General features: G+C 66.7%; 20 protein-coding genes and 1 tRNA gene. 14 read left to right on the top strand and 7 right to left on the bottom strand.

Features of this window, described 5'->3' with window-relative positions; all coding sequences use genetic code 11:
• Positions 1–93 precede the first annotated feature (93 nt).
• The 6 genes from V4558_00265 to trxA form a co-directional block, all read right to left on the bottom strand.
• A complete protein-coding gene (locus V4558_00265) occupies positions 94–1383 on the bottom strand; it encodes an asparagine synthetase B (GenBank protein MES2303907.1) in 1290 nt (429 codons plus the stop codon).
• Positions 1383–3134: a hypothetical protein gene (locus V4558_00270; GenBank protein ID MES2303908.1), complete on the bottom strand. Its 1752-nt coding sequence runs from the start codon at positions 3132–3134 to the stop codon at positions 1383–1385. Before V4558_00270 ends, V4558_00265 begins: the two co-directional genes overlap by 1 nt.
• Positions 3131–6382, bottom strand: a complete 3252-nt coding sequence (locus V4558_00275; protein ID MES2303909.1) for a hypothetical protein — start codon at positions 6380–6382, stop codon at positions 3131–3133. The genes V4558_00270 and V4558_00275 overlap by 4 nt, the downstream gene beginning before the upstream one ends.
• Positions 6379–7056 carry a DUF4159 domain-containing protein gene (locus tag V4558_00280; GenBank protein MES2303910.1) on the bottom strand — a complete coding sequence of 226 codons (678 nt, stop codon included), beginning with the start codon at positions 7054–7056 and terminating at the stop codon, positions 6379–6381. Before V4558_00280 ends, V4558_00275 begins: the two co-directional genes overlap by 4 nt.
• Entirely contained in the window at positions 7053–7895 is an 843-nt protein-coding gene (gene rsmI, locus V4558_00285; GenBank protein MES2303911.1) for a 16S rRNA (cytidine(1402)-2'-O)-methyltransferase, read from the bottom strand. The genes V4558_00280 and rsmI overlap by 4 nt, the downstream gene beginning before the upstream one ends.
• A gap of 61 nt (positions 7896–7956) precedes the next feature.
• A complete protein-coding gene (trxA, locus tag V4558_00290) occupies positions 7957–8289 on the bottom strand; it encodes a thioredoxin (GenBank protein MES2303912.1) in 333 nt (110 codons plus the stop codon).
• 41 nt (positions 8290–8330) lie between these two features.
• Here trxA and mce point away from each other — a divergent pair, with 41 nt between their 5' ends.
• Positions 8331–8720 (top strand): methylmalonyl-CoA epimerase, encoded by a 390-nt coding sequence (gene mce / locus V4558_00295; GenBank protein MES2303913.1) that lies wholly within the window; start codon positions 8331–8333, stop codon positions 8718–8720.
• Positions 8721–8729: 9 nt separating this feature from the next.
• Here the strand turns inward: mce and V4558_00300 are convergent, their stop codons facing one another.
• Positions 8730–9188, bottom strand: coding sequence for a hypothetical protein (locus V4558_00300; protein MES2303914.1), 459 nt, complete (start codon positions 9186–9188; stop codon positions 8730–8732).
• Positions 9189–9241: 53 nt separating this feature from the next.
• On the opposite strand from V4558_00300, the gene V4558_00305 reads away from it, so the two are divergent.
• The 13 genes from V4558_00305 (at position 9242) to V4558_00365 (ending at position 23880) form a co-directional block, all read left to right on the top strand.
• Positions 9242–9967: a pyridoxine 5'-phosphate synthase gene (locus V4558_00305; GenBank protein ID MES2303915.1), complete on the top strand. Its 726-nt coding sequence runs from the start codon at positions 9242–9244 to the stop codon at positions 9965–9967.
• Positions 9964–11841 (top strand): hypothetical protein, encoded by a 1878-nt coding sequence (locus V4558_00310; GenBank protein ID MES2303916.1) that lies wholly within the window; start codon positions 9964–9966, stop codon positions 11839–11841. Before V4558_00305 ends, V4558_00310 begins: the two co-directional genes overlap by 4 nt.
• Entirely contained in the window at positions 11828–12847 is a 1020-nt protein-coding gene (locus tag V4558_00315) for a lysylphosphatidylglycerol synthase transmembrane domain-containing protein (protein ID MES2303917.1), read from the top strand. The genes V4558_00310 and V4558_00315 overlap by 14 nt, the downstream gene beginning before the upstream one ends.
• Positions 12844–13701, top strand: coding sequence for a 4-(cytidine 5'-diphospho)-2-C-methyl-D-erythritol kinase (gene ispE / locus V4558_00320; GenBank protein ID MES2303918.1), 858 nt, complete (start codon positions 12844–12846; stop codon positions 13699–13701). The genes V4558_00315 and ispE overlap by 4 nt, the downstream gene beginning before the upstream one ends.
• A gap of 66 nt (positions 13702–13767) precedes the next feature.
• Positions 13768–13838 (top strand) — tRNA-Gln (locus tag V4558_00325).
• Between the two features lie 196 nt (positions 13839–14034).
• On the top strand, positions 14035–14988 hold the full coding sequence (locus V4558_00330; GenBank protein MES2303919.1) for a ribose-phosphate pyrophosphokinase: 954 nt from the start codon (positions 14035–14037) through the stop codon (positions 14986–14988).
• Between the two features lie 16 nt (positions 14989–15004).
• Positions 15005–15655 (top strand): 50S ribosomal protein L25, encoded by a 651-nt coding sequence (locus V4558_00335; GenBank protein ID MES2303920.1) that lies wholly within the window; start codon positions 15005–15007, stop codon positions 15653–15655.
• Entirely contained in the window at positions 15656–16228 is a 573-nt protein-coding gene (pth, locus tag V4558_00340) for an aminoacyl-tRNA hydrolase (protein ID MES2303921.1), read from the top strand.
• A 16-nt stretch (positions 16229–16244) separates the two neighbouring features.
• Positions 16245–18308 carry a sodium-translocating pyrophosphatase gene (locus V4558_00345; GenBank protein ID MES2303922.1) on the top strand — a complete coding sequence of 688 codons (2064 nt, stop codon included), beginning with the start codon at positions 16245–16247 and terminating at the stop codon, positions 18306–18308.
• A gap of 3 nt (positions 18309–18311) precedes the next feature.
• Positions 18312–19409 (top strand): redox-regulated ATPase YchF, encoded by a 1098-nt coding sequence (ychF, locus tag V4558_00350; protein ID MES2303923.1) that lies wholly within the window; start codon positions 18312–18314, stop codon positions 19407–19409.
• Positions 19410–19450: 41 nt separating this feature from the next.
• On the top strand, positions 19451–20593 hold the full coding sequence (locus V4558_00355) for a hypothetical protein (GenBank protein ID MES2303924.1): 1143 nt from the start codon (positions 19451–19453) through the stop codon (positions 20591–20593).
• The gene (locus V4558_00360; protein ID MES2303925.1) at positions 20590–21339 is read left to right on the top strand and encodes a phosphatase PAP2 family protein; all 750 of its coding nucleotides are present in this window, start codon (positions 20590–20592) and stop codon (positions 21337–21339) included. Before V4558_00355 ends, V4558_00360 begins: the two co-directional genes overlap by 4 nt.
• Positions 21340–21537: 198 nt before the next feature.
• Entirely contained in the window at positions 21538–23880 is a 2343-nt protein-coding gene (locus V4558_00365; GenBank protein ID MES2303926.1) for a hypothetical protein, read from the top strand.
• Positions 23881–23940: the final 60 nt, after the last annotated feature.

Genomic DNA, 23940 nt, shown 5'->3' on the forward strand with positions numbered 1-23940 from the left:
TGACCGTGGCGACAAAGCAGACTTCGTTGCCTCCCGCGGCCGCGATCTCGTGGCGCAGCGTCTCGCGGACAACAGGTGCCAGGCGGTCCGAGCTCAGGTCTTCAATTCCTTCTTCTTCGCCGCAGGGAAAAGGACGTTGTTGAGAATCAGGCGATACCCCGGCGAATGCGGATGGAGCGAAAGATCAGTCGGTGCGTCGCCGATGGCGTGCTGCGGATCTTCCGGATCGTGGCCCCCGAAAAAGGTCCAGGTGCCCTTGCCACGCTCCCCGTGAATGTACTTGACCCAGGGTGCTCCCAGCTCATCCCCGAGAACCGTGACCCCCGGCTTGAGTACCGCGCGCCGGAATGAGGTGGTGAGCCCAAAGAAGTCGGGGATCACTTGCCGGTGATCCTGCACCAGCATCGTGGCCACCGGATCGATCTTGGCCGAGAAGTTGAACAGGGTGAATGCGCCAAGTGGCTGACGATCGACGCCGTTGACCTGGTGCCCATCGATATCGCTGAAGACCGCGAGGGATGGTGACAGTTCCAGGTTCGCGTTCTGGAATGCGAGCGCCTTCTCCCAGTGCATTCGCGAGGAGGCGAGCGGATCCATCGGCGTGCCGTCGGCGTAGGCGGCAGCGATATCCACACCGTCGCTGGCGAGTGCGAGATCGAGGGTCTCGGTGGCAGTGCACATCGCAAAGAGAAAGCCGCCGCGCTCCACGAAGCCGGCGATCCGCTGGGCCACCGCGCGCTTGGCGGCAGGCACCGTGGCGAAGCCGAGTTGCTGCGAAGTCTCGCGATTGCGGGTCATCATGGTCTGCAGCCACGGGGCGCCGGCATAATTCACGACGAACTTCGAGTACTGCCCGGTGAAATCCTCGTGGTGCAGATGCAGCCAGTCGAACGCGACCAGCTTGTCGCCGATGACTTCCGGATCCCAGATCCGGTCGTACTTGATGCCGGCATACTGCAACACCATCGTCACCGCGTCGTCCCACGGGGCAGCGTCTGGGGGCGAATAGACGGCCACCTTGGGGACCTTCTCCAGGGGCACCGCGTCCATGTTACTGCCCTGCACTTCACCACGAATGAGCGTGACGGCGACATCATCGGCCCGCTCGAGCGAAACGCCGTTGAGCGCGGCATCGCGCTGCACCGCTTCGGACGCTGGCATCAGGAACGAACCACCACGGTAGTTCAGCAACCACTCTCCGCGTTCGCCACGCTCGAGGGCCCGGAACGCCAGGCCGTAGGCCTTCAGGTGATCATCCTGCGCATCGTCCATCGGCACGAGGAACATCGCGGCGCGACCGAGCCCGGCTCCGACCCAGCGCGGCGGAGCTGAAAGCGTAGTCCCGAATGCGGCCGCCCCGGCGAGGAATTCACGCCGACGCATCAGCTCGGACCACCGGGCAAGGCCCCGCGCATCACATCGCGCAGACGGCGGGCTTCTGGAATCACGGCACTCTCGGGAAAGTCGAGGATCAGTTTTTCGAGGATCCGGCCCGCATCGTCGGTGCGGCCAGCGAGCAGCGCGAGGCGGACAAGGTCGAGCCGGGCAGCGGCCGCTGTGGCCGGCGCTTCGGGAACATCGGCGGCACGAAGCAGCACGCCCGCCGTCGCGGTGTCACGACGCGCGACCGCAATCCGCCCCGCGAGCAGACGAGCTTCGGCGGCGCCGCCCGGAGCCAGGCGCGTCGCAACCGCCGAGAGCCCCGCAATCGCCGCTACGGAGTCGCCGCGCTCGAGCGCGAGGAGGGCCGTGCCGAGGCCGGGCATCGAATCCTTGCCACTCGCCTGCAACAGCACCAGCAGGGTGACCCGCGCAACGGCTGTCTCGCGCTCCTCGTCATAAGGTCCGGCGGCCTGCAACAGTGCTCCTGCGCCAGCCAGGTCCCCGGCAAAGAGTCGTAGCCGGCCCCGCAGATCGAATCCTGCGATGCTCGAATCGGCCACGACGAGCCGCTCGGCCCGGGCGAGATCGCCAAGACGCGCCCAGGCCATCGCGATCTTCCGGGTCTGGCGCTCGCGATCATCGGCATCGAGTGCGGCCCCGAGTTGAGAGAGTACGCGTTCCGCTTCGGCCGGCTTTCCCTCCGCGATCAATACACCGAGCAGGGTACTCGACGCCGTGGTCGCCATGCCGGAAGGCGCTGCGGAATCGGCGGCGACCTGCGCGAGCAGTCGGCGAGCATCGCGCTCGGCGCCGGCGTCGGCGTATGCACGCGCCGCGTCCATCCGGGTCCGGACACCATCGCGGCCGTTCTGGCGTTCGGCAACTGCTTCCAGCACAGTCGCGCGGGCGAGCACCGCATTGCGATCCTCGCGGCCTCGCAGTTCGTCGAGCAACACACGCAGCAGGGTGAGCGCGTCTTCCTTTCCGGGTGGCAAGGCACTCCGGACCGCCGCGGTACCCTCGATCGTCTCACCCCAGTGCACCTGCAGCAAGCCGAGCAGGCGGCGTGCTTCGATCGAAGCATCCTTCTGCAGCGCGTCGCGCAACGCCGGGCGTTGCGCCAGGGACGCCTGCCCCAGCAGCATCAGAGCACCGCTGCGCGCGCCAGGTTCTTCGCGAATGGCGCTGACCCACTCGTGCGCGGCGCCGGCGAGGTCGCTCTCCTGCTGCAGCACCTGGGCGTACTCCTGTGCGAGCGCCGTCGGCCGCTGCAACCGCTTCCGCGCCACATCAACGGCGCCCTTGGCCTGGGCGATATCGCGTGCATCAGTGGCCGCCATCACCCACTCGCGCCAGGGGATGTCGTCACCTGGAGTGCGTGCTGCCCACCGCTCGGTGTACTTCCGCGCCGAGTCGGCCTGGCCGAGACTCGCGAAGGTGCGCACGGCGATCCCGAGGATGCCGATGTTGGTCGAATCCACCTTGAGCGCGCGGAAGACCACCGGCACCATCTCCGGCTTGCGATTCAGCGCGGGCAGAACCCGGTCGAGCGCCATCAGGGCCCCGAGGTCGGCCGGACGTTGCGCGAGAGTCGCGTTGAACAGGCGGGCCGCCTCGGCATAGTTGCCGCGACGCTCTGCCAGCAACCCCTTGGAGAGCGAATCAGTCGGCGGGGTCGTGACCTGCTGCGCTGCCAGGGGCGACGTCAGTAGTACACCGACACAGCAGAGCCGAGCAAACCGGAAGCTCACAGCGTGCCACCGGCGAGCCGCCGGAAATAGTCGATGACCCGGCGCCGCTCCTCAGGCGACAGGCGCTGCAGCTCTTCCCACCCCGGCAAGCGCAGATCGCCGTCGCCGCGGCGCAGGCGCGGATCGAGTGGATCCGGCGCCTTCGCGGCTCCATCCTTGGCGCTCGTGCTCTGGCGCTCCTTGGTCTCGTCCTTCTCTTCGCCCTGGAGTGAGCGCCCGGCGTCGAGCATCTTCTTGAAGAGGCGCTCCTGCCGGTCGGCGGTCTCGCGGTTGAGTCGACCTGCCTCAAGGGAGCGGGCGAGATCCTTTGCCTCCCGCGCCATATCCCCGGCACCGGGCACCTGACCGCCAGCGCGCATTCGTTCCATCTGCTGCGCCACCGCACGCTGCTGCATCGCCATCTGCATCATCTGCTGTGCGCCGCCCTGACCCTGCTGCATCATCCCCTGTGACTGCTCACTGAGTTTGCCCTGCTTGCCGGCCATCTGTTGCATCTCTTCCATTGCTTCCTTCACGCCACTTCCCGACTCGGAGCCCCCAACCTTCTCCTTGGCGCGGAGCAGATTGAAGGCGGCCACGGCGAGGGCATCGACGGCCTCCCCGGCCTGATCGGCGGCGTCGCGAAGATTCGGCGACGCACTTGATACAGCATCCACGGCGGCCCGCATCGAGTTGCGCGCGGCAGCGAGCGCCACGCCGGCCTGCGGCGGGATCAGCGCGTTCTTCGCAGCCAGCGCGGTGACCTGCTGCATCAGCTTCCCCGCTCCTTCCTCGACCGTCCCCTGATCGATGCGCGACTGCGACACCAGGGCACCGCGACGGAACGCCTCCGCCAGCGCGACTTGTCGCTGCGCGAGCCGCGACGTTTCGGCCAGCGTGCGCTCGAGGGCATCGAGGACATCCTTTCGCATCTCCTGCTGCATCTTCTGGCGCTCTTCGCTGATCTGCTCTTCGACCGGCTCCATCTCGGACTCGGCCTCCTTCCCCTGCTGCGCCGCGTCCTTCGGCTTGCCCTGCTGCGCCGACTTTGCGGCCTGCTGCATCTTGCCGGCGGCCTTCTGCGCCTTGTTGCTCGCCTGGCGCAGCCCGTCCTTGGTCGCTTCGCTGGGCACCTTCTCCGCAGCACGCACCAGCGCGGCAGCGAGTGAGTCGGCGCGAGCAGCGAGCGACTGCTCCTCCGCCGCGGCCGACTTTCCGCTGTCGGAACGCGCGAGTTTTTCCGTGGTCTTCGCCTGCTCCTGCGTCAGCTGCTTCGCTTCCTGCGCGAGATTCGCGAGGTCGGTCTCCAGGGCCGCGCGCTTGAACAACTCGCGCGCCTGTTCCAGGGCATCCTTGAGTTCCGCCTGCTTCTTCGCGAGCTCCTGCAACGCATCGCGGGTGCGATCCGCATCGAGATCCTTGGCGGCGTCGCGCAACGCCGCGAGCTTCTCGCGCAACTCCGGGGTCATCGCCTTGTCGAGCAGTTTCTGGATTTCACCAAGTTGCCGGGCGAGCGCGGTGTCGGCCAACCCTTCGCGCTCGGCCGCCTGGCGAAGCTCTTCGACCTGTCGGGCGAGCTGCTTGGTTTGCTCAAGCACCTTCTCCTGGGCCTGCGCCGCCGCTTCCGCCTTGCGGGCCGCCTCGAGCGACATCGGTTGCCGCTCACCATCCCCGGTGCCTTTCCCGTCGGCGCGCTGCCGCTCGCGCGCAAGATCCTCCGTCTGGCGCTGCGCGCGCTTCGCCGCATTGGCCACCGAGTCGAGTCCGGCGCTGGCTTCACTGGTTGCATCAGTGCGTGCCTCGCGCTGCTCGCGTTCGGTCGGAATGCGCACGAGAAACTCGCGTGAACGACCCAGATGCGCCGCCGGCGAATTGTCGGTGGCTACCGCGACGTAGCGAACCGTGTCGCCGGGCTTGGCGCCCAGCGCGGCGAGATCAATCGTGCTTGATGCAAGGGCGCGGTCGGAGCCGTCGGTGGCGAGGGATTGCCGGGTGATGGCGCCTGCTGCACCACGACGCAGTTCGAGCTGCAGTGCCCGGAGGCCGTGGTCGTCTCGCGCGGAAACCACCACCGGCAGCGAGAGCGAAGGCGGCGCCACGGTATCGCCACCGGGGAGCGGGATCTCGACCAGCGGAGCGGAATCGGGGAGGACCCGGATCGCCAGCGTCGGCGCTTCGCCTTCAAGGGCTCCGCCATTCGCGAGTTGCAACTGCAGGCGCCACGTGCCGACGCCAACGGGAATCATCTCACCCTGGAATGCGTCGCCGGTCACGGTGAGTGCGTGGGACGCGGAAGCGCCAGCGATTGCCGCTGCGGCGAGTGGTGTCGTGACGCGGCCCGCCAGCGTCAGGCGTGTTCCTTCAGGGACAACCAGCGTGTCCCCGCCAACCGGGAGCGCTTCATCTTCCAGTCTGAGATAAGCGGGATAGTGCGCCTTGACGGTAAACGCTCCGAGGAACGCCGGGAGGCGCACCACAATGCGCACTTCCGCCGACTGCCGCCCGCCCGCCTCGAGCCGGGCCACCAGCTCGGCCGAAAGCGGCGCGGTCTTGAGGCTCGCCCGACCGTCGGCATCGAGCATCACAACTTCGTTGCGCCACTCTTCGCCAGGTGCGCGCGTTCGCAGCGTCGCACGGCGCTGACCATAGGCGACCAGGTCGAGCGTGGCAGACTCTCCGCGCGCCACCGATGGGGTCGGCGTGGTGAGCTGGACCGGTGCCACGATCGCACGGAAGGCACCGACCGGATTCCAGATCCGCGCGGTGACTCCGCTCAGCGGCCCCGCGGCGAACAACACCACCAGGGCGCCGGCGGCGACCGCGGCACCAATGCGTGTCCGGTGGGCCTGCACCGCGACCGCAGGCCGCAGGGCCTGAGCGGCATGCGCATCCACTTCGTCGGCGCGCGCAACTGCTGCCGCTGCGTGGAGCGCCGGCGACGTGCCGGCTGCCAGCGGATCGAGCACGGTAGTGAGCGCCCCGCGACGCCAGGCACCAACTCCCTCGAGTTGCTCGGCAATATGCCAGGGACCGAGATCGCGAATCGATCGACGCGCGGTGAAGAGCCCCGCCGCGAGCAGTACGGCAACCGCCACCCACGCCGCAAGAATCCAGGCCGCACCACCCCATTCGGCGCGCAACAACCAGGCGGTCGCGGCGAACACGACGAGTGCCCCGGCGACACCGGCCACGAGTCGGGAGAGTCCACTCAGGCCACGGAGCGGGCGGCCAGCGTTGTCGAGGGCGCGATCGAGCGGATCGTCCATCATCCGCCCCACCCTACTGCGTAGGCGAAGAGGTTGACGCCCATGCGCAGCGCGGCCTCGTGCTTCTCGGGTGGATCGTGATGGACGTCGGGATCTTCCCAGCCATCGCCGAGGTCGGACTGATACGAGTAGTACACGGCGAGCCGACCCGCGATGAAGACGCCGAATCCCTGCGCGGGCTTGCCATCGTGTTCGTGAATCTTGGGGATGCCCGCCGGCAAGTCATATACGAGGTGGTACACCGGGTGATCGAGTGGTACCTCGACGAGTGGCCGGTCGGGGAAGAGCCGGGCGATCTCCTTCCGGAAAGACGCATCGAGTCCGTAGTTGTCGTCGACGTGGAGGAAGCCGCCCTGCACCACCCAGCGACGAAGCGTGGCAAGATCCTCATCGCTCCAGTGCAGGTTGCCGTGCCCAGTGATGTAGAGGTAGGGCACGTCCCACAGCTCCGGATCGCTGAGTCGGACCATCACTTCCTTGGGTGCGGTGCGCAGCGTCGTGCGCTCGCGGACCGCCGTGAGCAGATTCGGAAGCGACGAAGGATTGGCGTACCAGTCGCCGCCGCCGTCGTAATGGAGGCGGCCGATCGTGAGCGTGGTGCGCGCCGCCGGCGCCTGCGCAGGAAGCGTCGCAGCCAGCAGCAGCATCGGAAGGCACCAGCGGAAGCGATCGGTCACGAGTCGTCCATCACCAGTCGGTAGGCGTCGTTGCGCGGGAGGTTGAAGCGTGCCGCGACCATACGAACAATGTCCTTGCGGGATTCGCCCGCGGCGAGTCGCTCGCGCACCAGCGCGCCGACTTCCGCCAGATCCACTTCGACCGGTGCGTCGGGAACTTCGCCACGCCCGGCAAGCACCACCGTGACCTCGCCCCGCGGCGGCGTGCTCTCGTAGTGGGCGGCCAGTTCAGCAAGCGTTCCACTCCGAAGCTCCTCGTGGAGCTTGGTCAGCTCGCGGGCGACGACCGCACGACGTTCGCCGCCGCAGAGCAGCGCGAGGTCCGCCAGGAGTTCGCCGGTTCGCGGCGGCGCCTCGAAGAAGACGACGGTCCACTGCTCCACCGCGGCACGCTCGAGGAGTTGCCGGCGTTCCTTCCCTTTCCGCGGCACAAAGCCAAGAAAGAGATACCGATCGCCTGGCATCCCGGCCGCGCTGAGCGCCGTGGCCACGGCCGACGGGCCGGGAATTGGCACCACCCGGACACCGGCCTCACGTGCCGCCGCGACCAATTCCACGCCCGGGTCGCTGATCGCCGGAGTGCCGGCATCGGTCACCAGCGCTACATCGCGACCATCCGCCAGCAGCGCAAGCAGGGCATCGGCCCGCCGCTCCGTGCTGTGGGCGTGGTAGGACATCAATCGGGGATGGGCGTCAATGGCTGCCAGAAGCCCCTGGGTCCGGCGGGTGTCCTCTGCGGCGACGGTATCGACCGTGCGTAACGTCTCGGCCGCCCGGGGAGAGAGGTCGCCCATATGACCCAGCGGGGTCGCCACGACGTAGAGGGTTCCAGGAGGCATCACGGAAAATAGACCGGCCGCCCTTGCGGGGCGGCCGATCGGGATCGCGAGGTCTCGGGGCTCAGGCCGCGAGGTGCGTCTTGATCTTCGCCTCGATGGCAGCGCGCGGAAGCGCTCCCACCACCGTGTCGACGTGCTTCCCGTCCTTGAAGAAGAGGATCGACGGAATCGAACGCACGTTGAATTTCATTGACGTGCCCTGATTGGAGTCGACATCAAGCTTGGTGATCTTGACCTGACCGGCGTATTCCGTCGCCAGCGCTTCAAGCGTCGGCGCGATCGCGCGGCACGGCCCACACCACTCGGCCCAGAAGTCCACCAGCACGAGTCCCTTGGCCTGCGAGACTTCGCCGTCGAACGTCCCATCGGTGACTGCTACCGTCTGTCCACTCATCGTTCCACCACTCCTCAGCCTGAGGTATTAGGTTCCCATTCATGAAGCCGACCATAGCTCATATCGGCATTGCGGTGCCGAGCGTGGAGGCCGCCCAGCGCTTCTATCGCGACGTACTCGGCGTCGCCTCACGCGGCCCCGAAGAAGCGGATGGCGCGCGCATCGTGCACTTGCATTTCGGCGAGTCCGAAGTCGAACTGCTCGAGCCAGTGGACCCAGCATCCCCGATCGCCACCTTTCTCGAACGGCGCGGTCCGGGGATCCACCACATCTGCTATCGTGTCGCCAACCTCGATGCCGCACTCGATGCGTGTCGTGAGCAGGGCTATCGGCTGGTGGACGAGGTCCCTCGCCTGGGAGCCGGAGGATGCCGGATTGCCTTTGTCCATCCCAAGGCGACCGACGGCATCCTGATCGAACTCACCGAGTAGAACGCTCGATTAGCGCCCCGGGTTCCCTGCGGTGCGGGTGTTTTCGCAGGGCTTGTTGGCCTGCGCCGCCTGGCTCAGATCGAAGTTCTTCACGATCCAGCCGCTCTTGGTCTTGACGGTGGTCACCGGGATGGTCACGCGACACTGGCCGTGCGAGATCTCGGTGGTCACGATCCGCTCGTTCGAGCTGCTGGCATCCACCTCGGAGAGGGCTCGCGCCGAGACTCCCTTGAGGTAGGCATTCATGATCGCGACGCGCTTCTGGTAATCTTTCGGGAATCCGGTCACCCGGGCCGACCCCTTGGCCGAGCCCCAGAGTTCGGACATCCGGGTCAGGTTGCTGTCCGACGTGGCGCGCATGAACTCCTCGACCACGGCCGACGGCGTCCGTTCCGACCGCTGGGCCGAGAGCGGGGCGGCGAGGGCGACAGCAGCGACGGCAGTGAGCATATTCAGGACGAGCTTCACGACGGACTCCTTGGCTGACTTGGCGAGCGAAACGTATACCCCGGCACTACTGAATGCGACCGCAACGACTCTATATCAACGTGGATCACGTGGCGACGGTCCGCGAGGCCCGCAAGACGGATGAGCCGAGTCCGCTCCAGGCGGCCCTCGAATCCGAGGCGCATGGTGCCGATGGGATCACCATCCACCTGAGAGAGGATCGGCGGCACATCCAGGATCGTGATGCCCGGGAGATCGCCGCCGGCATCGCGACAGTGTGCAATCTGGAACTCGCGGTGCGTGATGACATCATCGCGATCGCCTGCGAGCTGAAGCCTTTCCAAGCGACTATCGTGCCCGAGCGACGCGAAGAGGTCACCACCGAAGGCGGACTTGACGTCTCTCGCCGCGACCCGGCGCTTCGCTCGGCGATCCGTCGGCTCGAGGAGGCGGGGATCCACGTATCCTTGTTCATTGATCCCACCGAAGCGGCGATCGACGCGTCCAAGGACCTTGGCGTGCCGGCCATCGAACTGCACACAGGTCGCTATGCCCACCACTGGCGCCGCGACCAGACCGCTCTGGACGAGTTGCGGCACGCGGCTGAGCACGCCGCCGGTATGGGACTCGCCGTGCACGCAGGCCACGGCCTGACCTACCTGAACGTCGGCCCGGTGGCCGCCATCCCCGAGATCGAGGAGCTCAACATCGGACACTCGATCGTCAGCCGCGCGCTCCTCACCGGGATCGGCCCCGCCGTCCGCGAGATGCGGCGATTGATGCACGAGGCCCGCGGGTGAGCACCGCCGCCCGCCGGGCGGAGTTCTTCGCGCTCGAGGCCGGCGAGTACCTTGCCGACCTGGGGCCGGTGGCCGCTGCCCGCGATGTACCCGACGCCGAACGCTTGGTCCGCGGAGCGCGGGCACTCCGGGGCGCCGCGCTGATGGCGGGCCTCGGCACCTTCGCGCGGGCTGCCGCCGGGCTCGAGGGGATCGCCCGGCAGGTCCGGGACAACGCGCTCGCGTGGGATCCCGACGCCCGGGAAGCGTGGAATGAGGGGCTCGGGACCCTGCGTGGCCTGGTTCCCCGCGCGACGACCTGGGAAGCCAATGATGACCGGCAGGCCCTGGCGCTGGTCGATCGGCTCGAGCGAGTTTCTGGCGGGATGTCGGCTCGACCGGTCGCACCCACCACGCCGCGCACCTCGCTCAGCGCCGGCGTCCGCGCCTTCATTGCGCGCGAGTCCGCCCTGATTGCCGGTTCGTTCGCCCAGGCCGCGCGAGCGCTGGCACCGACCCCGCCACCTGCCGCACTCACCGCGGTGCTCGAGCGGATGCAGTCGTTGCGGGGCCTCGGCGCATCGGCCGAATTGTCGCCGCTGCCCGAATTGCTCGACGCAATGGAACTCGCAACGCGAACGCTGCTGGGAGAATCCCCTGCACCGCCCGACGTGGCGAACATCTTCGCCGATGCCGCACACGCGATGAGTGCGATTGCGAAGGCGCTCGCCGATGGTGGTCAGATCACCTTGCCTCCGACGCTCGAACGGGTGGCGGCACGCCTGCTCGACACCTATGCCGCCGAGAGCGACGTAGTGCCGATTGCGATGCTGGCGCCGACCGGCGAAGAGCCGATTGTGCAGCACGGTATCGCGCCGGGCCCGGTGGGTGATCTCTCGCCGATTGCGGTCGAACTCGTGAGTGTGGGCGATCACCTGCTCGCCGCCGCCGATGCGCTCATCAAGCCGACCTCGCCGATTGCGCGCGACCTCCGGCTTTTCGTGCTGCACCGGACCCTCTCGACGATGCCGCCGCGGAGCGCGACCGGCCGCTTCCTCGCGCCGATCGCCGAGGCGATCACCGCCGCGATCGGCCATGGTGTCGCAGCGCGCAAGCCGGAGGCATTCGTCGCGATGCTGCGTGACTGCGGCCGCTTCCTCGTGGAATCAGGCAGCGAATCCGATCGGGTGGCGCTCACCCGGCAACGCGATCGGATCGCGGCGGCCATCGTGCGTTCGGATGCGCCGGCACTGATGCCCTGGATCCCGGAACCGCTCGAGGAAGAGATCGCGGTGGCACCTGCCGTTGCGACGGCACCGCCGTCGGCGCCAATTGCAGCGCCAGTTGCAGCGCCAGTTCCGGAGCAAGTTGCAGCGACAGCACCAGCACCGACCGCCGCAGATGACCTGGCCGACGCACCGATTGTCGACATCGCCGGACTGGCACCCGATCCGCTTCCCGCCGACGATGACATCGTGTCGATCGAATCGCTCGCGCCCGCGGAAGATGCGAGCGACATCGTCTCGATCGAATCGCTGGCCCCTGAAGACGATGACATGCCGATCGTGTCCATTGAATCGCTGGCGCCGATCGCCACCGGCCCGGGCCTGCTCGAGCGCGCCTACATTCGGCGCGGCGCGCTGCTCCTCGAACCGCGCCCGACCCAGGCCTCGCTCGAGGGCCTCACCGGGCGCAGCGTGGCCGCGGCCGACGACGCCATGATCCTCCCCGTCGCCGACATCCTCTATCGCGGGGTCGCGGCCCTCGACCGTGCCGAAGAAGTGCGGGCCGAGATCAACGCCATCCTAGCCGAACCGACGGTCTCACTCGAGGCCCTCCGACCCTGGATCAACGAATTGCTCGATCTTGTCCCGTTGGCGCGTGACGCGGCCTGACCGCGGCAGCGCGCGTGCGCTGCAACTCGTTGTCGGGCTGGTGGTCTCGGCAGTTCTGATCTACTTCGCCTTTCGAGGAACCAAGTGGCCGCTGCTCTGGGAAAGCATCCGGAACATGCACGTGCTGCCGATGCTCTTCGCGGTCGTGGTCAGTACCCTGCCTTTCCCGCTCCGCGTTCCGCGCTGGAAGTTGCTCCTGCGACACGACGACGACAGCGCACTTCCGAATGCGTCGCTATGGCACGCGATCGCGATCGGATTCGCCGCCAACAACACGTTGCCCTTCCGTGCCGGTGAAGTCTTGCGAGTGGCTGCGGTCAGTCGCCTCGGCAAGGTGTCGTTCGCAACGGCGCTCTCGTCACTGGCCGTCGAACGAGTCCTCGATGCCCTCACTGTGGTGGCAATGCTCGGCATCGGGCTGGTGCTCGCGAACTTTCCCGCGAGTGCCGGTGCTCCCGACCCATCGACGGCCTCGAAAATTGGCGTCATCTGTATCGCCGTGCTCATCGTGGCGATCATCGCGGCGTGGAAACGTGAGTTGGCGCTCGGTCTGATCCGGAAGGTGGTAGGTCACGGATCGATCGGGGAGCATATCCATCACTTTGCCGACCGGCTGCTTGCCGGCCTGAACGCGCTGCGTGACCCGCGTCGCGCAATTCCGGTCGTGGCGTGGACCATCGTGATCTGGCTGGTGAATGCCGCCGCGTTCTACTTCGCGTTCTCGGCGTTCGACATCCAGGTGCCCTTCTCAGGTGCGTTGGTGCTCCAGGGGTTGCTGATGATCGGCATCGCAGTCCCTCAGGGACCGGGCTATCCCGGTGGCTTCGAGGCGCCCATCGTCCTTGTGCTTGGTTTCTACTCGGTAGACCCGAACCTCGCGCTCGCCTACGCAGTCAGCTACCACCTCCTCACCTTCGTCCCGATCACCCTCCTCGGCGCGTGGTCGGCGGTGCGCAGCGGCGTGACGCTCAAGAGTGCCAAGGCCGTGGAGGAAGCGGCGACGTGAGCGAGACGCTCACGCGTGAATGTCCCGCCAAGGTGAACCTCCTCCTCCGCGTCCTGGCGCGTGAAGAGAATGGCTACCACGGCATTGAAAGCGTCTTCTGTCGGGTCGGCCTCAGTGACACCCTCGAGGTGTCCCGCGCCGCGAGCGGCATCACCCTCGACGTGCAGGGTGCCGATGTCGGTCCGGTCGAGAAGAACCTCGCGTATCGTGCGGCCGATGCCGTGATGGCGGCGACCGGGCGCCGATTCGGGGTCGCGATGACGCTCACCAAGCGGATTCCGGCCGGCGGCGGTCTGGGCGGTGGCTCGAGCGATGCGGCACAGGCGCTCCACGCCGTGAACCAGCTCGCGGGCAACGCGGTGCCGCAGAGCGAGCTGCTGCAGATCGGTTACCGGATCGGTGCCGACGTGCCGTTCTTCGTGAGCGGTGCCCCGCTTGCCCTGGGATGGGGCCACGGCCAGCGACTCCTCTCGCTGCCGCCGCTGCCACCAGCCCCGGCACTCCTTCTCTTCCCGGGGATTCCGGTGCCAACCGGGGAGGCCTACGGCTGGGTCGACGAAATCCGGTCGGGATCGACCCCTCGCGGCAGTGTCACCCTCGATCTCTCAGTGCTGAGCAACTGGAGCGACCTCGCCCGGGTCGGCGGCAACGACTTCGAGGCGGCGGTCTTCGGGAAGTACCCCGCCATCAAGGGGGCCTTTGAGGCACTGGCACTCACCTGCCCCTTCCTCTGCCGGATGAGCGGCTCGGGAAGCACCTTGTTCGCGGTCTACCGCACCCCGGCCGACCGCGACGACGCCCGGATGCAGCTCGGGAGCAAGCACGGCCAGCTGGTCGCCACGACCCTGGGCTAGGCGCCAGCCGCTGGGGCGGGACTCCCGCCGGCGCCCGCTGTTCGCTTTCTTTGCATCGCCATTCCTTCCCTGGTCGTCCAATGGCAGGACAGCGGCCTTTGGAGCCGCGAATCGTGGTTCGAGTCCACGCCGGGGAACTGGAACTGCCGGATGACAGGTGACAGATGACGGATGACAGATCAGGCATCTTGTCCCTCCCTCTGCCCCTCTTCCGGGCCCGCGCGGGCCTCGCCCCCCCACCAGCTGTCATCTGTCATCGGTCATCCATCATCCGCCTGCTGACGCCCCGGTTGCCCGTATCTCACGGCTCCGTTATCTTTTCGGGCTGTCTTTATGGCGGAACTGCCCCTGCTTTCGAAGCCCATGCTCCTGCTGAGCGGGTCGGCCAACCGACCCCTCGCTGAGGAGATCGCCCAGCAGCTGGATACCCAGCTTTGCAAGGTGACGCTCAAGCGCTTCGCAGACGGGGAGATCTTCGTCCGGATTGATGAGAACGTTCGCGGTCGCGACGTCTATGTCATCAATTCGACGAATCCGCCGGCCGAGAACATGATGGAGCTGTTGATCCTCATGGATGCGGCCCGACGAGCAAGCGCGGCCCGGATTACGGCAGTGATTCCGTACTTCGGCTATGCCCGGCAGGACCGCAAGGACCAGCCGCGCGTGGCGATCTCGGCCAAGCTGATGGCTAACATGGTGTCGGTGGCAGGCGCCGATCGAGTCCTCTCGATCGACTTCCACCAGCACCAGTTGCAGGGGTTCTTCGACCTGCCGGTCGATCACCTCTATGCGGCGCCGATTTTCGTGAATCACTATCGGCAGAAGAACTTGCAGGATCTGGTGGTGGTGGCGCCCGATGTCGGCTCCGCCAAGATGGCACGAGGGTTTGCCAAGCGGCTCAACGGCACGCTGGCGATCATCGACAAGCGCCGCACCGGGCCGAACGTGGCCGAGGTCCTGAATGTGGTTGGCGATGTTGCCGGGAAGAATTGCATTCTCTCCGACGACATGATCGATACAGGTGGCACGATGGCCGAGGCCGTCCACGCGCTCAAGGCGCTGGGAGCCAAGGACATCTTCATCTGCGCGACACACGCTCTGCTGTCAGGCCCGGCGGTGCAGCGGTTGTCGGAATCACCAGTGACGGAAATCGCCGTCACGAATACGATCAACCTGCCGCCCGAGCGGCACTTTCCGCAGTTGAAAGTGCTCTCGATCGCAGGTCTTCTGGCGAAGGCGATCGGCTACACGCACAGCGACCAGTCGGTCAGCGCGCTGTTCGACTGATGGACGGAGGCAGGACATGGCGCAGGTGAGTCTCGCGGCAGCATCGCGAACGGAATCGGGAAAGGGAGCGGCACGGTCGCTCCGTCGTGAGGGACGCGTTCCCGCCACGATGTACGGCCACGGCATCGCGGCACGCTCGCTGTCGGTCGATCACAAGCTGCTCGGCAAGCTCCTCGACGTGATCGGTGGCGAAGCCGCCCTCGTCGACGTGAGCATCGATGGCGCATCGCCGGTGAAGGCCCTGGTGCGTGAAGTCCAGCGCAACCCGGTCCGTCGCGCCGACGTGATCCACCTCGACCTCTACGCCGTGGTCGCGACCGAAGCGATCACCGTCGAAGTCCCGGTCCACATCGTCGGCACCTCCGATGGCGTCCGCAATCACGGTGGCGTGCTCGACCACCACCTCCATCGCCTCACGGTGAAGGTGCTCCCGGCCGACATCCCCGAGCACATCGACGTCGACGTGACGCACCTCGGCGTGGGTCACGCGGTTCACGTGCGTGACATCACGATCGCCAAGGGCGAGATCATGAACGACGCCGACGTCTCGATCGTCTCGGTGATCCAGGCCCGTGCCGAGATCGTCGCAGCGCCGGTCGATGCGACCACGTCGCCGGAAGTCATCAAGAAGGGCAAGGCCGACGAGGCCGAGGCCGCTGGCGAGTAAGTGGCAAAGGCGATCGTGGGGCTCGGCAATCCCGGGCCGGAATACGAGCGCACTCGCCACAACGCCGGCTTCCTTCTCGTCGATCATCTGGTCACGCGGTGGGGCCTCGGGCCCCTCCGCAAGGCCGACGAGGCCGTGGCGACATCGGGGACGCTGCATGGCGTCCCCGTTCGTTTAGTGAAGCCCATGACTTACATGAACCGGAGTGGCGACGCGTTGCGTGCCCTCCGGTCGCCCACCTGGGATCCCGCCAGCGATCTGCTGGTGCTCGTGGACGATGTGGCGCTCCCTCCGGGACGCTTCCGGCTGCGGGGCGCGGGCACTCCGGGGGGACACAACGGACTCAAGAGCATCGAGGCTGGGCTCCGGCGCCAGGATTATCCCCGGCTGCGGATCGGCGTCGGCGCCAAGCCGCCAGAGTATGATGATCTGGCCGACTGGGTCCTCGGCAAGCTGACCCCGGCCGAACGCACCGCGCTCGACGGGATGATGACGACGATGGCAGAGGCAGTAGAATGCTGGGTGGCGTACGGGATCGAACGCGCCATGAATGACTTCAATCGCTTGACCTAATCACCAGGACCATCACGTGACTCTGTACGATCTTGCCCCGCTGACACCGATCTTTGGTGGCGCCGGCCTCATCGCCGCCCTGGTGCTCTACCTCTACCTGAAGCGTCAGCCCGATGGCACGCCGCGGATGCAGGAAATCGCGGGATTGATCCAGCGGGGTGCGATGGCCTTCCTGCGCCGCCAGTATCTGGTCCTTCTCCCGGTGATCTGCCTCGTTGCCGCTGCGCTCGCAGGCATGGTGCAGTGGCGCGTCGGTGCTGCCTTCGTCTTCGGCGGACTCTGCTCTGCCCTCGCCGGATTCGCCGGGATGCGCGCGGCGACCAAGACCAACGTGCGCACCACCGAAGCGGCCCGTACTCACGGCCTCGCCCGGGCACTCGAGATCGCCTTCGACGGCGGCGCCGTCATGGGTCTCGCGGTTGCCTCGCTCGGCCTCCTCGGTCTCGGTGTCGTGGTCAACATGACGCTGCCCACCGGCGATGCCAGCGCGATGGCGGCGGGCTTCCCGATGTTCGCCGAGATCATGTCGGGCTTCGCGATGGGCGCGTCTTCGATCGCGCTCTTCGCCCGCATCGGTGGCGGCATCTACACCAAGGCAGCCGACGTCGGCGCTGACCTGGTCGGCAAGGTCGAGAAGGGCATTCCCGAAGACGATCCGCGCAACCCGGCGACTATCGCCGACAACGTGGGCGACAACGTCGGTGATGTGGCCGGCATGGGCGCCGACATCTTCGAGAGCTATGTCGACGCTGTTGTCGCCGCCGTTGCCATCGGCGCGACGGCAATCGTGATCCCGGCCGAAATGCGCATCAGCGCTGTCGGCCTCCCGATCGCGCTGGCCACTGCCGGCCTGGGTGCGTCGGTCATCGGCATCGCCTCGATGAAGGTCTTCAAGAATTCTGCGCCAGAGTGGGCGCTCCGTTACGTCCAGCTGCTCTCGGCGATGATCTTCCTCGGGGCGGCGTGGTGGCTCACCACGGTGTTCCAGGTGTCGATCCCCGGCACCGGTGGCAAGCCGTTCACCGCGATTCTTGTCGGCTCGCTTGCCGGTCTCGCGATCGGTCTCGTGACCGAGTACTACACTGCTGCCGGCCCGATCCGCCGGATCGCCGAAGCATCGAAGACCGGCCCCGGCACCAACATCATCGCCGGCCTCGCCGTCGGGATGCAGTCGGTCGCGGCGCCGATCCTCATTCTCTGCCTCACCGTCTATCTCGCGAATCAGGCCACCGGCCTCTACGGCATTGCACTCGCCGCCGTCGGCATGCTCGGCACGGTTGGTGTCACGATGACGGTCGACGCTTATGGCCCGATCGCCGACAACGCGGGCGGCATCTCCGAAATGAGTCACCTCGGCCCCGAGGTGCGCAGCATCACCGACCGCCTCGACTCGCTGGGCAATACCACGGCGGCAATCGGCAAGGGCTTCGCGATCGGTTCCGCCGTGCTTACTGCGCTGGCGCTCTTCTCGGCATATGCCTCGGCGATCACGGCACGGACCGGCGTCGCCTTCTCCCTCGACATCCTGAACCCCACCGTCGTGATCGGGCTCTTCCTCGGCGCCATCCTGCCCTTCATGGTGGGCTCACTCACCATGACGGCGGTGGGCCGCGCCGCAGGCGCCGTGGTAGAAGAAGTCCGCCGCCAGTTCCGCGAGATCAAGGGACTGATGGAAGGCACCGCACAGGCCGATTCCGAGCGCTGCATCGACATCGCGACCAAGGCGGCGTTGCGCGAGATGGTGGTTCCGGGACTGCTCGCGGTCATCGCGCCGGTTGCGGTGGGCGGCCTGCTCGGCGTTCACGCGCTGGGCGGACTTCTCGCGGGCACTACGGTGAGCGGGGCGCTGCTGGCGCTCTTCATGGCGAACGCTGGCGGGGCGTGGGACAACGCCAAGAAGTTCATCGAGGCTGGCAATCACGGCGGCAAGGGATCGGACACGCACAAGGCCGCTGTGGTCGGCGACACCGTGGGCGACCCGTTCAAGGATACGTCGGGCCCCGGCATCTCGATCCTGATCAAGGTGACCTGCGTCGTGGCGCTGGTGTTCGCGCCGTGGTTCGCTTCACTCGGGAAGTAACCTGTGCTCGCACTTGGAATTGTCGGGCTCCCGAATGTCGGCAAGTCGACGCTCTTCAATGCGCTGACGTCGGCCGGTGCGCTGGTGGCGAACTATCCCTTCGCCACCATCGAGCCGAACACTGGTGTCGTCGAGGTGCCGGATGAGCGGCTGGCCGAAATTGCCAAGCTGATCAATCCTGAGCGGGTCGTGCCGGCCACGGTGCAGTTCCTCGACATCGCCGGCCTGGTCAAGGGCGCCTCGCAGGGCGAAGGCCTCGGCAACCAGTTCCTCGCCAACATTCGTGAAGTCGACGCGATCGTGCACGTGGTGCGCTGTTTCATCGACGACGACATCCAGCACGTGATGGTGGGCGTTGATCCCGCGCGCGATCGTGAAATCATCAATACCGAGCTCGCACTCGCGGACCTCGCCACCGTCGAGAAGCGTCTCGACAAGGCGACCCGCGCGGCGCGCACCGGTGATGCCCAGTCCAAGCTCGAGAAGGGCTTGCTCGAGCGGCTCAACGAAGCCCTGGCCGCCGGCAGGATGGCACGCACGGTGGTCCCGACCGAGGAAGAGCGCGCGACCTACAAGTCATTTGCACTCCTCACCGCCAAACCTGTGCTGTACGCCGCCAACGTGCGGGAGGATGAGCTCGCCTCCGGCAACGAGCAGGTCGAGGCCCTCCGCCAGGCCGTCGCCGCCGATAACGAGGCCGCTGACATCGTGATCTTCTCGGCCAAGGTCGAAGCAGAGCTCGCGGAGCTCCCGCTCGAAGATCGGGCGGCGTTTCTCGAGGAGCTCGGTGTGCACGAGTCCGGGCTCGATCGGCTCGCGCGCGCGGCGTATCACGTCCTCGGCCTGCAGAGCTATTTCACGGCGGGCGAGAAGGAAGTTCGCGCCTGGACGATCCGGAAAGGCGCCAAGGGCCCCGAGGCCGCTGGCGCGATTCATTCCGATTTCGAGAAGGGCTTCATCCGGGCCGAGACGGTGGCCTATGCCGAGTTCGTGCGGGTGGGTGGCTGGAAGCCCGCCCGGGAGCAGGGGCTCGCCCGCGCCGAGGGCAAGGAATACGTCGTGCAAGACGGCGACTTGATGCTCTTCCGCTTCAGCAGCTAATCTCCATCGGCAGTACCCAACCCATTCCATCCGGTCCACCGATGATTCGTCGTCGTACTCACCTCCCCGCCCTGACCGTCGCCCTTTTCCTCGCGGCCTGCGGTAGCGCTGCCAAGGACGCCCCGGTCGACGGCGTCACCACGACCGTCACTCAGGCGACCCTCGACGCACTCCCGCTCGTGACCCTGACCGAGGGTGGCCGCGTCTGCATCGGCGACGGGAAAGCGCACTGCCCACTCCAGGCCGCCCTCGCGAACTGGGTCGCGGCGGATCGTTTCGCCGTGTGGGAACCGGGGCGCCAGGTCGCAGCCTACCGCGTGGGTGACACCACCGGCGTCGCAGTGGGCGGCTTCGGCGAAGGGCCCGGGCTCTACACCAATCCGGCCGCGGTCGCCGGCACAGCCAGTGGCGAGTTGCTGGTGATTGACGCCGACAGCACGCGCCTCCTGCGCTACGACACGCAAGGCAAGTTCATCGACGCGAAGCCGTTGCCACCGCTCACCAACGGGATGTTCGCCTGGGGATTCGGCGGCAACCTGCCGGTGCTGCAGATCATCTCGGCCGTGAACGACACCATGCCGGCCGTGTTGCAGCTCAAGGTGCTGAAGGCCCCAGGAGACTCGGCGGGCCGTGTCGCCCTGCGTCACCCGCTTCCCTGGCTGCATCTCAATGGGGACGTCGTGAGCAGTGCGCTGCCGCTCTTCCCGACGCAGCCGGTCTATGCCTTCGGTGAGGACGGCGCCCTCCTCTGGAGCAGCGCGGAGCGCTTCTGGTTCCAGCGCATCGATCCCGCTGGCAAGGTCGAATGGACGCTCTCCAGCAACATCACCGGACCCACGATCGATACGGCTACGATCAACGCGCGGCGCAAGACGATTGCGGGAGCAGGAGTTCCCGCCATCGATATCGACTCGATGGTCGCACGGACGCCAGCCACCTATTCGGCCGTCAGTGGCGTCCTCCTGAGCCGCGATGGTCGTTCGGTTGTTGCCCAGGCGATGGTGCCATTGAGCGATTCGATCCGCTTCGTGGCGCTCTCGAAGGGCGGCGTGCCCACCGCGCGCTTCACGCTCTGGAAGCAAGTACACCCACTGCTGCTGAGCGGAGACTCGTTGCTGGTGCAGCGGCCGGGCGAAGGTGAGCCGCTCGAAGTTCGCTGGCTGATTCTTTCCAAGGTGAAATGAGACTGCGACCGCACCTCCTCGCTTTCCTCGTCCTGTCCGGCCTTGCTCAGCGCATCGTCGGACAGGACGTTCGGCATTCGTCGATTCCCGACCTGAAGTGGCAGCCGGTGGCGATTGGTGCGGGGGTCGTCGGACTCGCGATGCTCTTCGACGCACAGATTGCGCGGGACGTCGCGCGTCAGAGCACGGCCGGGTCGCGCGAGAGCGCCCGGACGCTCAGCAAGTTTGGTGAGGTGGTGGTGATTGGCCCGGTGGTGGGCGGGCTGGCCGCGGTCGGGCTGCTCTCCGGACAGCCCCGGATTACCCGGACGGCGGGACGAGTCGCCGCCTCGATCATCGTCGCGGATCTCCTGACCCAGCCGATGAAATACCTGACTGGTCGGCGGCGACCCTATCAGGACAACAATCTCGACGCCACCGATTTCTCGCCGTTCAGCGGCCACACCTCTTTCCCATCAGGGCATAGCACCGCGGCCTTCGCGCTGGCCACAACCCTCGGCGACGCGACCGGGAATACACTGGCGCGGGTCGGGCTCTATGCGCTGGCCACGGGCACGGCGTGGGGGCGGGTTGCCGAGGCTGACCATTGGGTCAGCGATGTCCTGGCGGGAGCGGGGATCGGGATTCTCTCGGCCAAGTTTGCTTCCGGAAAGATCCGTGTCCTTGGCCTCCAAGCCCCGCGGTTCCTGATCGGCCCCCACGGGAATGGCCTCGTGATGACAGCATTTCTGCCTCGGATTCGATAGGCTCACGCGGCGGCTGCGAACCACCCTGACTCGTGGTGCCGCAGCCTGTTCGGACCTGGTCAGGGGCAATCTTGCTGACATTTCGCTAACCTCGGTTGGTGGTAGTCTTCCTCTCTCGCGCGATTCTCGCAACTCGCTTCCGCGACCGTCCGCACGCGTTCAGGACCTACCCGCGTTCAAAAGAAGAGAACACCGACCATGACGACACGACACTCTTTTGGTGCGCTCTCGCTCCTGGTGCTCCTGTCGAGCGCCGCCCCCATCAAGGCACAGACCCGGGATCAACGCCTGGCACTGGCTCGCTGGGGCGACTCGCTCACGCACGCCCAGGATGCTGCGGCGCTTGCCGCGTTTGGACCGGTGGTCGGGGCCGGCGACAAGGCCGTGCGACAGGTGCGACGTGCATTGTACAACGCGCGCCGCGGCGAGGTCAGCCACGACCGAGGCGCTCTCGAAAAAGCCCTGTTCGATTTCGATCAGGCGAGCGCACGGCATCGTGACTGGCCCTGGCCGGATTATGGGCTGGCACTGGTATTCAAGACATTGCATTTCGAAGATTTCCCAGCGATCGGATCAAGCGGGCAGTATCCCGGGGAGGCGCATTCCGAGGCGACCTGGCGTCATCTCCGCGACGCCATCAAGCGTGATCCTGCAATGCCGGAGGCACGCCACCTCGCACTGAGCCTGATGATCGCCGCGGGCGATCGGGAACTCCCGGCGACCCAGGAGGATCTGTTCAACCGCATGTTGGGCACACCTTCACCCGAGGCAGACCTTCAGCTGGTCTTCGGGCGCGTGCTGCGAGCCCGCAAGCAATTCGACAGTTCGCTGATGGCCTTCGACCGCGCCCTGGGTGTCGGAGGCGACCGGGCCCAGCTGCAGCTGGAGCGCGCCCGGTCACTGCGAAGCCTGGGCGATTCTACTGCGGCGGTGGCGGCCTACTGGGACGGCGCGGCACACCCGAGCGAGATCGGCCGACGGGCATACCGCACCGACCTGGCATGGATCCTTTCGCCGGACTCGCTTGGAGGATTTGACGCGCAGAGCAGCGACTCGCTGCTGCCCTGGCTCACGCGGTTCTGGGCGGAGCGGGACATGTGGTCCGCCAAGACCACGAACGGACGACTTGCCGAGCATTTGCGGAGGTGGGCCGTGGCCTTCGCCAACTTCCGGGTCAGCACGCCCTGGCGACGGACGATGTACACACGGGTCGAGTTCGGGTATGAAGGACTCAGTTCGTGCATCAGCAGCTACAGCAGTTTCTATCGGCAACTCTCGCGGATGCCGCCGGAGGATCCGGCGGATATCCGCAGTCGCGAACCACTGCTCGATCACCGGGGCCTGGTCTACCTGCGGCACGGAGATCCGGTCGGACGCACCGCATTGGTCTCGGTCACCGGACCGACTGACGTGGGCTCGGTCGGCTCGCCCGTGTTGACATACAACGGGTCCCCATCGTACGGCATGAGCGTGGACATCGCCGCCACGCGCGCTTCGACTGCCTCCTGGCTCTACTGGATTGAAGGCGCCTGGCGCGTGCTCTTCTTTCGCGGCAGCAAGGCCCTCGGCACCAATGCTCCGACGACGCTCACGAGCTTTCTCCCGCTCGACTGGATTCAGGAATGGCTCACGGTAGCGAAGATGGCACCGGAGTACGCCCCTGCCGCATCGAAGTTGGCGACATATACCGGCATGCAGCCGGTGTCCTGCTTGTCCGAGGTGAAGAAGGCCGTCCAGAAGAGTCGGCGCGACGGCACGGTCGGCATTTCGACGGACAGCGATTCACCGCCGATCACGCATCCCTGGAACGGGGTCCTGGAGATATTCGGTGTCGGTGGAAGTCCCGGAAATGACGGGCGCGCGCTGATTACCTTCGCCTTGCCCACGACCCGGTTGCAGACCACCCCGCGCGACAGTGGTCGGGTCGGGATCGATGTGCGCTTCCGCCTCTCGGCATACAATCGCGCCACCGGGGCAATCGTCCAGATCGACACGGTTCGCCATTTCGCAGCGACGACTGCTGCACAGGCCAATCAGTTTCTTTCCGGCCTCTTCGAGGTACCTCTGACGCCGGGTGCATGGGACGTTTCCGTGCTCGCGCGCCAGGAAACGGATTCCAGTGGAGCCTACGCCCTCAGTCGTGCACGGCCGATCGCGATCGGCGCGTCGCTTGCGCTCAGTGACGTGGTGACTGGAACCGGCAACGGCCGCATTCTCTGGCCCACCGCTCAGGGGGCGTTTCCGCTCAACCCGCTTAGCGCCTGGACGCCCAAGGCTTCGCTGGAGATCTACTACGAGATTTACGGGCTCGCCGACGGTACCAGCTACCGGGCCACGCTCGAACTGCGGCCGGCGGATGGTCAGAAGACCAAGAGTGTCATCATCGGGACCACTGGCCAGTCGGCGGGGCTGACTACGCACGTGCGTCGCACGGTCGGCCTGACGCAGCTCAAGCCCGGCGGATACCGTCTCATAGTTACTGTAACGCACGGCGCCGAATCGGCGACAAGTGAGCGCCCCATCCAGATCGTGAAGCCGTAGTGATCTCCAGCGGTGTGAGGTTGATGTTCTCGTGCCATCGGCCAATTCCACGTCTGGCGT

The sequence above is a fragment of the Gemmatimonadota bacterium genome (assembly GCA_040388535.1).
GTDB lineage: Bacteria > Gemmatimonadota > Gemmatimonadetes > Gemmatimonadales > GWC2-71-9 > Palsa-1233.